At 75.9% G+C, this 14,259-nt stretch carries 13 protein-coding genes; 8 read left to right on the forward strand and 5 right to left on the reverse strand.

Annotation, left to right across the window (positions count from 1 at the left end; all coding sequences use genetic code 11):
• Window positions 1-706 precede the first annotated feature (706 nt).
• On the forward strand, window positions 707-2,827 hold the full coding sequence (locus ACIQUR_RS34490) for a molybdopterin oxidoreductase family protein (RefSeq protein WP_403673213.1): 2,121 nt from the start codon (window positions 707-709) through the stop codon (window positions 2,825-2,827).
• Between the two features lie 3 nt (window positions 2,828-2,830).
• On the opposite strand, the gene ACIQUR_RS34495 is transcribed toward ACIQUR_RS34490, so the two are convergent.
• Together ACIQUR_RS34495 and cutA are read right to left on the reverse strand one after the other, a co-directional pair.
• Window positions 2,831-3,262, reverse strand: coding sequence for a gamma-glutamylcyclotransferase family protein (locus ACIQUR_RS34495; RefSeq protein ID WP_403673215.1), 432 nt, complete (start codon window positions 3,260-3,262; stop codon window positions 2,831-2,833).
• The gene (cutA, locus tag ACIQUR_RS34500) at window positions 3,259-3,594 is read right to left on the reverse strand and encodes a divalent-cation tolerance protein CutA (RefSeq protein WP_403673217.1); all 336 of its coding nucleotides are present in this window, start codon (window positions 3,592-3,594) and stop codon (window positions 3,259-3,261) included. The genes ACIQUR_RS34495 and cutA overlap by 4 nt, the downstream gene beginning before the upstream one ends.
• Before the next feature lie 196 nt (window positions 3,595-3,790).
• Between cutA and ACIQUR_RS34505 the strand changes: the two genes are divergently transcribed.
• The 4 genes from ACIQUR_RS34505 to ACIQUR_RS34520 all read left to right on the forward strand — a co-directional run bounded on the left by ACIQUR_RS34505 (window position 3,791) and on the right by ACIQUR_RS34520 (window position 7,174).
• Window positions 3,791-4,441, forward strand: a complete 651-nt coding sequence (locus tag ACIQUR_RS34505) for a hypothetical protein (RefSeq protein WP_403673219.1) — start codon at window positions 3,791-3,793, stop codon at window positions 4,439-4,441.
• Window positions 4,438-5,718 carry an ATP-binding protein gene (locus ACIQUR_RS34510; RefSeq protein WP_403673221.1) on the forward strand — a complete coding sequence of 427 codons (1,281 nt, stop codon included), beginning with the start codon at window positions 4,438-4,440 and terminating at the stop codon, window positions 5,716-5,718. Before ACIQUR_RS34505 ends, ACIQUR_RS34510 begins: the two co-directional genes overlap by 4 nt.
• 199 nt (window positions 5,719-5,917) lie before the next feature.
• Entirely contained in the window at window positions 5,918-6,418 is a 501-nt protein-coding gene (locus ACIQUR_RS34515; RefSeq protein WP_403673222.1) for a hypothetical protein, read from the forward strand.
• 126 nt (window positions 6,419-6,544) lie between these two features.
• Window positions 6,545-7,174, forward strand: coding sequence for a class F sortase (locus ACIQUR_RS34520; RefSeq protein WP_403673224.1), 630 nt, complete (start codon window positions 6,545-6,547; stop codon window positions 7,172-7,174).
• Between the two features lie 35 nt (window positions 7,175-7,209).
• On the opposite strand, the gene ACIQUR_RS34525 is transcribed toward ACIQUR_RS34520, so the two are convergent.
• From ACIQUR_RS34525 to ACIQUR_RS34535, 3 genes are all read right to left on the reverse strand, one after another.
• The gene (locus ACIQUR_RS34525; protein WP_403673226.1) at window positions 7,210-7,992 is read right to left on the reverse strand and encodes a sulfite exporter TauE/SafE family protein; all 783 of its coding nucleotides are present in this window, start codon (window positions 7,990-7,992) and stop codon (window positions 7,210-7,212) included.
• A gap of 37 nt (window positions 7,993-8,029) precedes the next feature.
• Window positions 8,030-8,242 carry a hypothetical protein gene (locus tag ACIQUR_RS34530; protein WP_403673227.1) on the reverse strand — a complete coding sequence of 71 codons (213 nt, stop codon included), beginning with the start codon at window positions 8,240-8,242 and terminating at the stop codon, window positions 8,030-8,032.
• 180 nt (window positions 8,243-8,422) lie between these two features.
• Window positions 8,423-9,727 (reverse strand): ferric reductase-like transmembrane domain-containing protein, encoded by a 1,305-nt coding sequence (locus tag ACIQUR_RS34535; protein WP_403673229.1) that lies wholly within the window; start codon window positions 9,725-9,727, stop codon window positions 8,423-8,425.
• Between the two features lie 214 nt (window positions 9,728-9,941).
• Here ACIQUR_RS34535 and ACIQUR_RS34540 point away from each other — a divergent pair, with 214 nt between their 5' ends.
• The 3 genes from ACIQUR_RS34540 to nirD are packed head-to-tail and all read left to right on the forward strand — an operon-like array spanning window position 9,942 to window position 14,246.
• Window positions 9,942-11,378 (forward strand): NAD(P)/FAD-dependent oxidoreductase, encoded by a 1,437-nt coding sequence (locus ACIQUR_RS34540; protein ID WP_403673231.1) that lies wholly within the window; start codon window positions 9,942-9,944, stop codon window positions 11,376-11,378.
• Between the two features lies 1 nt (window position 11,379).
• On the forward strand, window positions 11,380-13,926 hold the full coding sequence (gene nirB, locus ACIQUR_RS34545) for a nitrite reductase large subunit NirB (protein ID WP_403673233.1): 2,547 nt from the start codon (window positions 11,380-11,382) through the stop codon (window positions 13,924-13,926).
• The gene (gene nirD, locus ACIQUR_RS34550) at window positions 13,923-14,246 is read left to right on the forward strand and encodes a nitrite reductase small subunit NirD (RefSeq protein ID WP_403673235.1); all 324 of its coding nucleotides are present in this window, start codon (window positions 13,923-13,925) and stop codon (window positions 14,244-14,246) included. The genes nirB and nirD overlap by 4 nt, the downstream gene beginning before the upstream one ends.
• The last annotated feature ends 13 nt before the right edge of the window (window positions 14,247-14,259 follow it).

Genomic DNA, 14,259 nt, shown 5'->3' on the forward strand with positions numbered 1-14,259 from the left:
CAAGGGCGCTCCTTCGTCGCGTCGCTCCGCGATGGCCTTCGGCCACCCTTGACCGCCCACCCCGGTCCGGAAGGCAAAACCCCTCGGCGGACAACACCCGAAAAACGCCCCGGAGCAACACGAGCCACCACCCACCCACAGCCATCACCCAGCACCGAGGGGGAGGCATCCCCAGTGCCCCAGCACGCCTCCGGCCCCCAACGCTGCCGCTCAACCACGCCCCACGGGGCGCGCGCGTCAGCGTCCGTAGGCCCACCGGCAGTCTCAGCGGCCTCCGGGCCGCCCGTGCCCCTTCATAAGCCGCCACAGATCGCTACGCGCTCCCGCCGCCACGCGACCCACGGTCCGTAGTGGCCGGACATAAACCGCCACAGATCGCTACGCGCTCCCGCCGTCACGCGACCCACGGTCCGTGGTGGCCGGGCATAAGCCGCCACAGATCGCTACGCGCTTCTCCGGTCTCGGCGGCCGCCGGGCCGTCCGGGGCGAGCCGTGCCGCCGGCGCTCCCGCGGCCGCCGGTCCGAGCCCTCCCGGCGTCTGGACCCGCGGATGACCTGCCCACAATTCCGCCCAGCGGACCTCACGGCCCGGCGGGTGCCAGACGCCCGGACCTCACCGTGGGGGCGGTGTGCGGCGGAGGGGGGTGTACCTGGGGCGTAACGCGGGGTGGGGTTCGGTGTAACACCTGCGGCGCACCCTGGCGGCATGCGCACTGATCCCGGTTCCGTCACCGCCACCCACTGCCCGTACTGCGCACTTCAGTGCGGGATGGGTCTGGTGCCCTCGCCCGACGGCGACGCCGCGGCGGTGGCGGTGGTGGAGCGGCCGGAGTTTCCGGTCAACCGGGGGGCGCTGTGCGGAAAGGGCCGCACGGCGCCCGCAGTGCTCTCCTCCCGGGTCCGGCTCACCGAGCCACTGGTCCGCACCCATGCCACAGGTGCGCTCGAACCGGCCACCTGGGAGGAGGCCCTCGACGCCGTCGCCGAGGGCCTGGCACGCGTCCGTCGTGGGCACGGTCCGGACGCCGTCGGGGTCTTCGGCGGCGGTGGTCTCACCAACGAGAAGGCGTACGCGCTGGGGAAGTTCGCGCGCGTCGCCCTGGGGACCTCGCAGATCGACTACAACGGCCGGTTCTGCATGTCCTCGGCCGCCGCCGCGCACCAGCGGGCCTTCGGCCTGGACCGGGGGCTGCCGTTCCCGCTGGAGGACATCCCCCGTACCGGGTGCGTGATCCTGGTCGGGTCCAACCTGGCCGAGACCATGCCGCCCGCGCTGCGCTACCTCACCGAGCTCAAGGAGAACGGCGGCACGCTGGTCGTCGTCGACCCGCGCAGGACGCGTACGGCGGAGCAGGCCGACCTGCACCTGGCTCCCCGGCCCGGCACCGATCTGGCGCTGGCCCTGGGACTGCTGCACCTGGTGGTCGCGGAGGGGCGCACCGACGAGGAGTTCATCGCCACCCGCACCAGCGGCTGGGCCGAGGCCCGGGCGGCGGCCATGGCGCACTGGCCCGAGTACGTCGAGCGGATCACGGGGGTGCCCGTGCCGAAGCTGCGGGAGGCGGTGCGGATGTTCTGCGCGCCCGAGTCGGCCATGGTGCTGACCGCCCGCGGGCCCGAGCAGCAGTCCAAGGGCACCGACACGGTCGGTGCGTGGATCAACCTGTGCCTGGCCACGGGCCGTGCGGGGCGGCCGCTGTCCGGGTACGGCTGCCTGACCGGCCAGGGCAACGGGCAGGGCGGGCGCGAGCACGGCCAGAAGGCCGACCAGCTGCCCGGGTACCGCAAGCTGACCGATCCGGCGGCGCGCGAGCACGTGGCCGGCGTGTGGGGGGTGCCGGCCGACTCGCTGCCGGGGCCGGGGCGCAGCGCGTACGAGCTGCTCGACGCGCTCGGCACCGGGGACGGGCCCCGCGCGCTGCTGCTGATGGGGTCGAACCCGGTGGTCTCCGCGCCGCGGGCCGCGCACATCGAGGAGCGGCTGCGGTCGCTGGAGTTCCTCGCCGTGGCCGACGTGGTGCTGTCCGAGACCGCGGCCCTGGCGGACGTGGTGCTGCCCGTCACGCAGTGGGCCGAGGAGACCGGGACGACGACGAACCTGGAGGGGCGGGTGCTGCTGCGCAGGCAGGCCCTGGCTCCCCCGCCGGGGGTGCGCAGCGATCTCGACGTGCTCCAGGGGCTGGCGGCCCGGCTGGGCCCGCGGTTCGGGCAGGCGGACCTGGAGAAGAAGTTCCCCACCGACCCGGCGGAGGTGTTCGCGGAGCTGGGGCGCGCCTCGGCCGGGGGTCCCGCGGACTACGCGGGCATCGACTACGCGCGGATCGAGCGGGAGCAGGGCGTCTTCTGGCCCTGTCCGTCCGCCGGGCACCCGGGCAGCCCGCGGCTGTTCCTGGACCGGTTCGCCACCGAGGACGGGCTGGCCCGCTTCGTGCCCGTGGCGCACCGTGAGGCCGGGGAGCTGCCGGACGCCGAGTACCCGCTGCTGCTGACCACCGGCCGGGTGGTCTCCCAGTACCAGTCGGGGGCGCAGACCCGGCGGGTCGACGAGCTGAACCGGGCGGCGCCGGGGCCGTTCGTGGAGCTGCACCCGCGGCTGGCCGAGCGGATCGGGGCGGTGGAGGGCCGGCCGCTCGCGGTGGTCTCGCGGCGCGGGCGGGCGGTGGCGCCGGCCCGGATCACGGACTCGATCCGGGCGGACACGGTGTTCATGCCGTTCCACTGGCCGGGCGAGGGGCGGGCCAACTCGCTCACCAACCCGGCGCTGGACCCGGTGTCCCGGATGCCGGAGTTCAAGGTCTGCGCGGTGCGCGTCGAGCCGGTGGAGTGAGCGTCAGCGGCGCAGCCAGTCGCCGCCGGCGATGAGGGTGCCCGTGGCGCGCAGTTCTGCGGCGACCGGGCCGGCGGCCACGTAGACCCAGGCCGGTACGGGGGTGCCGTCCGGGCGCAGGGCCTGGCGCGGGACGCGGTCGTAGACGTTCCGGGGGCGGCCGGGGCCGTGGTACTCCTCCAGCCGGTCCAGTACGTCGAGCAGGTCGCGGTACTGGCCGGCGGCCGGTGTGATCAGCTCGCCCACGACGCCCGGGCCGGCGGCCGGTGCCGGGAGTTCGACGGCGTACGGGTAGCCGGGGCCCTCGTACAGCACGGCGCCCGGCAGCCGGGCGGGCTCCTCGGCGGCGGTCCGGCCGCGGAGGAAGAGGTCGTGGTTGTACTCGCCGGGGCGCAGCGTCCCGTAGACGAAGAAGGGCAGCTCCGCCTCGCTCACCGGGCCTCGACCTCCGCGCCGACCCACGCGAGGTAGCCGGCGGCGCCGCGGACGACCGGGGTCGCGATGATCTCGGGGGTGTCGTAGGGGTGTTCGGCGGTCAGCCGGGCCTCCAGGGCGGCGTACGCGTCCTCGGTGGTCTTGAAGACCACCTGCCACTCCTGGGCGGTCTCGACGGCGCCCTTCCAGCGGTAGACGGAGGTCACCGGGCCGGAGACCTGTGCGCAGGCGGCGAGCCGGGCCTCGACGGCGGCCCGGGCCAGGGCCTGGGCGGCGTCCGCCGAGTCGACGGTGGTGAGCACCGTCAGGACTGGCCGTTCGACCGATGCCATGGGGTTCCTCCCTCGGTTACAACGGGAGGTCCGGCCCCGGCCGGAACCTCCAGCGGCGTGCCGCGGCCGGGCCGGAGAGCGGCTCGTCCGCGCAGCTGTCACACAACGTCCCGGTGCCCGTGTGGGGCGCCGTCCACCGTCGATTGTCGCGGTCCCGGCCGCGGCCCGTCCCCCCACCCCCCTCCCTGTATCTGCCATGACCAGAGCACCTCGCGCCGCCGCCCCGGCCCTCGCCGTGGCCGCCGTCGCCCTCGTCCTCGCCCTCGGCGGCTGTGCCGCGCCCGGTGGTCTGGGCGTCGGCGAGCCCGCGCCCGCCGTGTCCGTCCAGCCGCGCCCCGAGGAGTTGTGGCCGGCGTGGGCGGTCGGGTCCCCGAAGGCGCCGGGGGCGGCCGTGGCCATGCAGCAGCCGCCGCCCGAGCCGCTGCCGGGCGGCCCCGCGGTGCCGGCCGGCGGGATGGCGGCGGTGGATCCGCTGGAGGTGCTGCGGGCCGACAAGCGGATGAAGCCGTTCCTGGCGCGCGGGATGATCAGCGAGCCGGGGCGCGCGGGCATCCGCCCGCCGGTGCTGCACGACCTGACGGGTGACGGGAGGCCGGAGCTGGTCATCGGGGCCGATCTGGAGAGCGGCCGGTCGGCGATCGCCGTGTACACGGCGCGCGACGGCAAGGTCGTGCCGGTGCTCTACACCTCCGGCCGGCGGATGGCCGTCGAGGCGCTGGGCCACGACCTGCTGGTGCGCACGGCGGCGAACGACGGGGCGGAGCAGGCCGTGCGGTACCGCTGGGACGGCCGTCGGCTGTCGGTGGTGAGCGACGAGAAGCGCTACCGGAAGGGCGCGGACCTGTGAGGGCCGTGCTGCTGCGCGGCCGCCGCTCGCTGCGGGCGCTCGGTCTGCGGTGGAAGATCGCGGTGCTGCTGGCGGTGGGCTGTGCGCTGGTGGCGGTGACGATCGGCGTGCTGATCCACGAGGCGCGCACCCGCCAGGTGGCCGACGCCGCGCGGGTGGCGGCGACCGGCCAGCTGGTCCGCGTACGGCAGCTGTACGAGGTGACCGGGCGGCTGGACGGGAACGACGACACGGAGGCGGCCATCGACTGCCCCCGGCTGCCCGCGGCGCTGCGGGAGGCGGCCCTGGGGGGCGAGCGCACGACCTTCCTGCGTCTGGAGGGTCCGGACCCCGCGGTGTGGGCGGCGCGCCCCCTCGGGGGGAGCCACGTCCTGTCCGTGAAGCAGTCGCTCCGGGTGGAGCGCCAGGAGCTGGCCGAGCTGGACCGGCAGCTGGCGGTCTCGGGGGCGGGCGTCGTGGGTCTGGCGGCCGTCGGCGGCGCGCTGCTGGCCAGCCGGCTCAGCAAGGACCTGCGGAACGCGGCCGAGACCGCGCGGCGGATCAGCCAGGGTGAGCTGGACGCCCGCATCGGCCCCTCGGGGGTGCCGGGCACCCGGGACGAGGTGGCCGAACTCTCCTCGGCCGTCGACACGATGGCGGCGAGCCTGCAGCGACGGCTGGAGGCCGAGCAGCGCTTCACGGCGGACGTGGCCCATGAGCTGCGCACCCCGCTGACCGGCCTGCACACCGCTGCCGAGCTCCTCCCGGAGGGCCGCCCGACGGAGCTCGTACGGAACCGGGTGGCCGCGCTCCGCACGCTGACGGAGGACCTGCTGGAGGTGGCCCGGCTGGACGCGGCCCGGGAGCGGCCCGGTCTGGAGGTCCAGCCCCTCGCGCCCCTCGTCACGGCGGCCGTCCACCGTTCGGGGGTGCCGGCCGCCCTCTCCCTGCCGGCCGGCCCCGTCCTCGTACGGACCGACGCCCGCCGGCTGGAGCGCATCCTGACGAACCTGCTGGTCAACGCGGCCCGCCATGCGGGCACCGGGGTCACGGTCACGGTCACGCCCGCCGCCGCGGGGGCCGAGGTCGTGGTCGCCGACCGTGGCCCGGGTTTCCCGGACACCCTCCTCAGGCACGGCCCGCAGCGCTTCATGACGGGCGCCGCGGAGCGCGGCCAGGGCACGGGCCTGGGCCTCACCATCGCCTTCGGCCAGGCGACGGTGATCGGCGCCCGGGTCGACCTCGCCAACCCCCCGGAGGGCGGGGCCCGCGCCACCCTCCGCCTGCCGGGCCCGTGAGCGGCGGGCCGGCCGGGGTGCCGCGGGCCCTCCTCACCCGAACGGCGCGCCCCGCGGCCCCTTCCCCGACCGGGTGAGCCACCCTCGGCTGACCTGCGGAAAGCGGGCGGAGCGGGGGCAGCGCGGCCGGGACCTCCGGTGGCCGCACCGGCCGGGGGCCGTTCTCCTCTGAAGGGAGAGACCGCCCCCGAGGAGCGATATGCGCACCCGTCTGCTGACCGGCACCCTGCTGACCGCCGCCGCCCTGCTGGCCCCGGTCACCGGCGCCTTCGCCGGGGAGTTCGCCGTGCTGGAGATCTTCCCGAAGTCCGCCGCCCCCGGCGCCACCGTCACGGTGAACACCACGGCCTGCGGCCCCGGCGGCACGGCGGACGGCGACGCCACGACGGTGGGCGGCGGCCGCTTCCGGCTGGCCCCCTCCACCCACAAGGAGGACGCGGTCGGCCAGTTCCGGGTGGCGCACGACACCCGCCCCGGCACCTACGCGATCGGCGCCACCTGCACCAACGGCAAGTTCGCCACCGGGGATCTGATCGTCACCGAACGCGGCCCGCAGGGCCACGTACAGACCGGCGTGGGCGGCGGTACGACGACCTCCGCCGACCCCGCCAGGATCGCGGCGGGCGTGGCCGTACTGGCCGCGACCGCCGTCGGCGGTACCTGGGTCCTGCGTCGCCGGGCGAGCGGCACGCGGGCCTGACGGGGTCCGCGGGTACCCGGATCCCACGGATCCCGCCGGTACCCGGATCCCACCGGTACCTCCCGCCGTCGCCCGCCCCGTGAGAGCCGGGGCCGGGCGGCGGCCCGCCCAGACCGAGGGGGCCGCATGCACCGGGACCCGCGCACCGCCCGCCGCGGCGGGCTGCTCGCCCTGGCCGCGTGCACCGGCATCTGGCTGATCGGCAGCGGCTCTTCGGAGACCGTGCGCCCGCCGCAGCCCGCCCTCTCGGAGGCCCTCGGGTCCCGTGGCACGGACCACGGCGCGGCCATCGCCCCGCTGCCCGGCGCCCCGCCACTGCGCATCCGGATCCCCTCGATCCGGGTGGACGCCCCGCTCGTCGGCCTCGGTCTCCAGCGCGACGGCCGCCTGGAGGTGCCGCCGCCCGAACGGACCGGGGTGGCCGGCTGGTACCGGCACGGCACCCCGCCGGGAGCCACCGGGACGGCGGTCGTGGCCGGCCACGTGGACCACGCGCAGGGGCGCGCCGTCTTCTACGACCTGGGCGCGGTGCGGCGCGGGGCCGCGGTCGAGGTGGGGCGTGCGGACGGCCGTACCGCCGTGTTCACGGTGTACGCGGTCGAGGTGTACGAGGCCGGGCGCTTCCCGGACGCGCGGGTGTACGGGCCCGCACCGCGCGCCGAGCTACGGGTGATCACCTGCGGCGGCGGCTTCTCGGCCCGCACCGGGTACCGGGGGAACGTGGTGGTGTTCGCGCACCTGACGGGCACGTACTGAGGGACGCGGGGTGGGGGCCGTACCGGGGAGCCGGCTCAGGCAGCCCACTGCTCCAGTCCGAGCTTCACCACCAGCACGCACACCACGCTCAGCAGCACCCCGCGGACGAAGCCGCTGCCCTTCTTGAGCGCCATGCGGGCGCCGATCATGCCCCCGGCGAGGTTGAAGACGGCCATCAGGGCGGCCAGCTGCCAGAGCACGTAGCCCTGGTACGAGAACATCACCAGCGCGCCCAGGTTGGTGCACACGTTGACGATCTTGGTGGTGGCGGAGGCGGTCACCAGGTCGAGGTGCAGGAGCGCGGTCAGGGCGAGGACCAGGAAGGTGCCCGTGCCCGGGCCCACGAGTCCGTCGTAGAAGCCGATGCCGCCGCCGGCCAGCAGGATGGCCAGGAGGACGCGCTGCCGGGTGACCGGGCCGGTGGCGGGGGCGCTGCCGAAGGACGGCCTGAAGATCACGAACGCCGCGACCAGCAGCAGGATGACCATGATCGCGGGGCGCAGGACGTCCTTGCTGATGCCGCCGGCCAGCAGCGCGCCGCCCATCGATCCGGCCAGCGCGGCCAGGCCGATGCGGACGGACAGCTTCACGTCCACGGGCGTCCTGCGCACGTACGTCACCGCCGCGCCCGAGGTGCCGACGATGCTGACGGCCTTGTTCGTCGCCAGGGCGTAGGCCGGGGGGAGGGAGGACGGCAGTCCGAGCATCAGCGCGGGGAGCTGGATCAGCCCGCCGCCGCCCACCACGGCGTCGACCCAGCCGGCGCCGAGTGCGGCGAGGCAGAGGAGGACGGTCGTGGTCAGCGATATGTCGGGCATGATCGCGACCCTATGGACGGGATCGGTGCAGCGTCCATCAATCCCGCGAGAATTGCGCAAGGCTTGAGGTTCCCGCCGGGGAGCGGTCCGGGGCGGCGGGTGCGGCCGGGTCGACGAACGCGGTGACGGCGGTCGCGGAGAGCGCGCTGGCCAGGGCCAGGCCCGCCGCGAGCCGCTGCGCGGGCGGTACGGCGGCCAGGGCCCTGCGCAGCAGGGCGGGTGCGGCGGGGGGCTTGCGGTGACGTGCCATGTCCTCGTCTTCCGGGTGCGGGGCGACGGCGGAGCCGTCGCGGGGGCGGCTTCCTGCTGCCGGGGACCGGCAACTCGTCGCGGGGTGACCGGCCGAGCCGTCGCCGGGAGTGCCCGGCCGAGCCGTCGCCGGAGGTGACCGGTTGAGCCGGCGCCGGGGGTTCGGCAGGGGCGGCGGGGCTCAGTACGCGAAGCACTCCGAGTGGATCCGCGCCGCCGGCACCCCGGCCCGCCGCAGCGCGTTCGTGGTGGCCGCGGCCATCCCCGGCGGGCCGCAGAGGTAGACGTCGTGGGCGTCGAGGTCGGGCACCAGCTCCCGCAGGGCACCGGGCGCGAGCGGGTCGTACGCGCCGTCCGACGGCCCGAGCAGGTAATGCAGGCCGGCCTCCCGCGCGGCGGCGATGGCCTCCAGCTCGCCCCGCAGCACCAGTTGCCCGGCGTCGCCCGCCCGGTAGAGCAGGGTCAGGTCCCCGGGCCCGCCGGGCAGCGTTTCGAAGAGGGCCCGCAGCGGGGTGATCCCGACCCCGCCGGCGATCAGCAGCGCCTTCGGGCGGGTGCGGCGGCGCGCGGTGAGGGCGCCGAACGGACCGGTGGCCAGCACCCGCGTGCCCGGCCGCAGCCGGCGGATCCGGCGCGAGTGGCGCCCGAGGCCCTTCACGGTGATCCGCAGCGTGTCGTCCCGTACCGGCGCCGAGAGGGAGAACGGCAGCGCGGTGTGCCAGAGCCCGCGGCGCAGGAACCGCCACCGCAGGAACTGCCCCGGCTCGGCCCGCAGCTCCGCCAGCCCCTCCCCCGTCACCGTCACGGACACCACACCGGGCCCCTCGGCGCGCACCCCGGCCACGCGCAGCCCGTGCCGCAGCGCCTGCCGTACGGGCACCACGGCCCGGTACCAGACCAGCAGCACGGCCACCGCCGTGTGCAGCAGCGCCCAGCACCACGCCGCCGGCGGGAGGGACGCGAGATCCGGGCCGGCGAGCTGGTGGCCGAACCCCAGCGCCACCGCCGGGTACGTCAGCAGGTGCACCCCGCGCCACGTCTCGTGGGGCAGGCGGCGGCGCGCGGCCCTGGCGGAGGTCACCCCGACGGCGGCCAGCAGCGCCGCCCCCAGCACGGCCGCCGCGAGCGCCGGGTAGCCCAGCAGCGCGGCGGCGGCGCCGATGACGTCGTCCCCGGTGTGGACGGCGTAGCCGCACAGGGCGAACACCCCGTGCCCGAGGCACAGCGCGAGCACCCAGCGGCCGCCGACGGCGTGCAGGCGGGCCAGCCGGTCCGCGCCCACCCCGTGCTCCACGGCGGGCACCCGCGCCATCAGGAAGAGCAGGGCCAGCACCCCGTACCCGGCGAGCAGGCCGGTCAGGTGGGCGGCGGTGGCGAAGAGCGCATCGAGCCGTGCGGAGGGCCGGACCTGGGCGGCCCACAGGACGGACACGCCGCCGGCGCCGCCGAGCAGCCCGGTGCGCAGGCGCGCGGGGGCGGATCTCATGCGGGGCACGCTATGCCAGGTCAGAGGGGGTGTGGTGATCCTTAAGCCGGACTTGAGGGAGCGTTAAACCACCCCTCATCCCGCACCTCGTCCGCCCCTGGTCCCCGCCCCACTGGGCCCCTCACATCCGACGGGCCTCCCCCGGGAGGGCAGCGTTCCCCGCGGGAAACAGCGGTGATGCGGTGGGGAAACAGCGGGCCCGCAGTCTCCTGGCATGACCTCGCGACGTGTGGTGGTGATCGGCGGCGGAATGGCGGGCCTGCGCCTGGCCCAGCGGCTCACGGCCGCCCCCGCGGCCCCGGGCTCGACCCCGGGCACCGCCACAGCCACAGCCACCCCAGCCGTGACCGTGACCGTGCTGGGCGAGGAGCAGCACGCCCCGTACAACCGGGTGCTGCTCGCCGAGGTGCTGGCCGGGCGGTACGCGCCCGAGGTCACCGCCCTCCCCTCCCCCGGCCCGGTGCTGCGGAAGGGGGTGCGCGCGGTGCGCGTGGACCGGGACTCGCGGGAGGTGCACTGCGACGACGGCACGGTCCTGCCGTACGACGACCTGGTCCTGGCCACCGGGTCGAACCCGGTGCTGCCGCCCCTTCGGGGCCTGTTCGAGCCGGGCGGCGGTGAACTGCCGGACGGCGTGCACCCGTTCCGCACCATGGACGACTGCCTGGCCCTCTCGGCGGCGGTGCGCCCCGGGCTGCGCGCGGTGGTCATCGGCGGCGGCCTGCTGGGCGTCTCGGCGGCCCGGGCGCTGGCCGCCCGCGGGGCGCAGGTGGTGCTGGCCCAGCAGGGCGCGCGGCTGATGGAGCGGCAGCTGGACGACGAGGCCGCCGGGCTGGTCCGCACGCACCTGACCGCCCTGGGCGTGGAGGTCCACACCGAGTGCCGCGTCCGCGGCCTGGTCACCGCCCCCGCCGCACCCGCCACGGCACCCGCCGCCGCACCCGCCCCGGGGACCGCACCCGCCCCGGGGACCGCCCCCGCCCCCACCGCCTCCGCCCGCCGCGTGGCCGCCGTGGAGCTGGCCGACGGCTACCGGCTGGAGGCGGAGCTGGTGGTCGTCGCCTGTGGAGTCCGGCCCCGCGTCGGCCTCGCGCGGGCCGCCGGCATCGAGACCCGCCGCGGCATCGTCGTGGACGACGCGCTGCGCACCTCCGACCCGCACGTGTACGCGATCGGCGACTGCGCCGAGCACGACGGGCAGGTGTACGGGCTCGCCGGTCCGGCACTGGAACAGGCCGACGCCCTGGCCCGGACGCTGACCGGCGCCGCACCCGCCGACGCCCCGGCCCCCGCCGCTCCGGCCGGGCCCCGCCCCACGCCGGCCCCCGCCACCTCCCGCTACACCGGCACCCGCGCCCTCACCCGCCTCACCCTGGCCACCGGCGAACGTCCCCTGGACCTGGCCGCCTTCGGCGAGACCACGCCCCGGCCCGGCGACGACGTCGTCCGGCTGGTCGACGCCACCCGCAGGACCTACCGCAAGGTCGTCGTCCGCGGCGACCGCCTGGTCGGGGGCGTGCTGCTCGGCGAGCTCTCCAGCGTGGGCGCCCTCGCCCGCACCTGGGAGAGCGACGAACCCCTGCCGGACCCGCCCCCGGATTCCCAGCGGAATCCACTGCTCCACCTGCTCACCGACGACGGAGGCTCCTGAGATGGCCCACCCCGCCCCCACGCCCACGATCGTGCTCATCGGGCACGGCATGGTCGGCCAGCGCTACCTCGAAGCGCTCGCCGAACGCGGACTGACCGCGACGCACCGCGTCGTCGTACTCTGCGAGGAGCCCCGCCCGGCGTACGACCGGGTCCACCTCACCTCGTACTTCTCCGGCAGCAGCCCTGAGGACCTCTCCCTGACCCCGGCCGGGTTCATGGCGGAGCACGGCATCGAGCTGCTCCTGGGCGACCCCGCGGCCGCCGTCGACCGCGCGGCCCGTACGGTCACCGCCCGCTCCGGACGGGTCGTGCCGTACGACACCCTGGTGCTGGCCACCGGTTCGTACCCCTTCGTGCCGCCCGTACCGGGCAGGGACGCGCGGGGCTGCTTCGTCTACCGCACCATCGAGGACCTGCTCGCGATCGAGGAGTACGCGAAGGGCCGCACCCGCGGCGCGGTCGTCGGCGGCGGCCTGCTGGGCCTGGAGGCCGCCGGCGCCCTCCAGGGGCTCGGACTGGCCACCCACATCGTGGAGTTCGCCCCGCGCCTGATGCCCGTCCAGGTCGACGAGGGCGGCGGCGCGGCCCTGCTGCGCACCATCGAGGACATGGGCCTGACGGTCCACACGGGCACGGGCACCCAGGAGGTCGTCACCGGCCCCGACGGCTCGGTGACCGGCATGCGGCTGTCCGACGGCAGCACCGTGGAGACCGACCTCGTGGTGTTCTCGGCGGGCGTCCGGCCGCGCGACGAGCTGGCCCGCGACTGCGGCCTGGACGTCGGCGAGCGCGGCGGCATCGCCGTCGACGCCCGCTGCCTCACCTCCGACCCGCACGTGTACGCGATCGGCGAGTGCGCCCTCGCGGTGGACGGCCGGGTCTACGGACTGGTCGCACCGGGCTACGAGATGGCCCAGACGGCCGCCGAGGACCTGCTGGGCACGGCTGAGCGCGAGTTCACGGGCGCGGACCTGTCCACCAAGCTCAAGCTGCTGGGCGTGGACGTGGCCTCCTTCGGCGACGCCCACGGCACCACCGAGGGCTGCCTCGACGTGGTCTACTCGGACTCCCGCTCGGGGGTCTACAAGAAACTCGTCGTCGCCGCGGACGGCACGCTGCTCGGCGGTGTGCTGGTGGGCGACGCCGACGCGTACGGGCTGCTCCGCCCGCTGACCGGCTCGGTGCCGCCGGCCGCCCCGGAGCAGCTGGTGCTGCCCGCCGGGATCGGCGCCCCGGCCGCCCTCGGCCCGGCCTCGCTGCCGGACGACGCGATCATCTGCTCCTGCCACAACGTCACGAAGAAGGCCGTCGCCGCCTGCGCCACCCTGCCCGAGGTCAAGAAGTGCACCAAGGCGGGCACGGGCTGCGGCAGCTGCGTGAAGGTGATCGGCCAGCTGCTGCCGCCGGCCGGCGACCGGGGCCTCTGCGGCTGCTTCACGTACACCCGCGCCGAGCTGTACGAGATCGTCCGCACCCTGCGCATCACCTCGTACGCCGCACTCCTCGACAGCCACGGCCGGGAGGCGGCGCGCGGCGGCGAGGGCTGTGACGTGTGCAAGCCGGCGGTCGGCTCGATCATCGCCTCGCTCGCGCCGACCATCGGCGCGGAGGGCTACGTGCTGGCGGGCGAGCAGGCGGCCCTGCAGGACACCAACGACCACTTCCTGGCGAACCTCCAGCGCAACGGCTCGTACTCGGTGGTGCCCCGGATCCCCGGCGGCGAGATCACCCCGGAGAAGCTGATCGTGATCGGCGAGGTGGCCCGCGACTTCGGCCTCTACACCAAGATCACCGGCGGGCAGCGGATCGACCTGTTCGGCGCCCGCGTGGAACAGCTCCCCGCCATCTGGACCCGCCTGGTCGACGCCGGCTTCGAGTCGGGCCACGCGTACGGCAAGGCCCTGCGGACGGTGAAGTCCTGCGTGGGCCGGACCTGGTGCCGGTACGGGGTCCAGGACAGCGTACGGATGGCCATCGACCTGGAGCTGCGCTACCGGGGCCTGCGCGCCCCGCACAAGCTCAAGTCCGCCGTCTCCGGCTGCGCCCGCGAGTGCGCCGAGGCGCAGAGCAAGGACTTCGGCGTGATCGCCACGGCCGGCGGCTGGAACCTCTACGTCGGCGGCAACGGCGGCGCCACGCCGCGCCACGCGGACCTGCTGGCGCAGGACCTGTCCGACGCCGAGCTGGTCCGGCTGATCGACCGGTTCCTGATGTTCTACATCCGCACCGCCGACCGGCTGGAGCGCACCTCCACCTGGCTGGAGCGGCTGGAGGGCGGCCTGGACCACCTGCGGGACGTGGTCGTGCACGACTCCCTGGGGCTGTGCGCGGAGCTGGAGGCCCTGATGGCGGCCCACGTGGCCCACTACCGCGACGAGTGGGCCGAGACCCTGGACGACCCCGACCGGATGCGCCGCTTCGTGTCCTTCGTCAACGCACCGGGGGCGCCGGACCCGACCGTGCGGTTCGTGCCCGAGCGCGACCAGGTCAAGCCCGACCTGGAGATCCTCACCATCCGCCCGCTGGAAGGGAGCACGGCCCGATGACCGTCGAACTGCGCACGGGGGAGGACTGGGTGCCGGTCTGCGAGCTGACCGCGCTGACGCCGGGACGCGGGGTCGCGGCGCTGCTGCCGGACGGCAGCCAGGCCGCGCTGTTCCTGGACCGGGCGGGCCGCGCGTACGCGATCTGCAACCAGGACCCGTTCACCGGCGCCCACGTGCTGTCCCGGGGGCTGCTGGGCTCCGACGCGGGGCGCCCCTTCGTGGCCTCGCCGCTGCTCAAGCAGCGCTTCGACCTGGCGTCGGGGCGCTGCCTGGACGACGACGGGGTGGCGGTCCGCACGTACGAGGTGCGGACGGCCTGACCCCGGGGGCCGG

It is taken from the genome of Streptomyces sp. NPDC101132 (assembly GCF_044759225.1).
Taxonomy (GTDB): Bacteria; Actinomycetota; Actinomycetes; order Streptomycetales; family Streptomycetaceae; genus Streptomyces.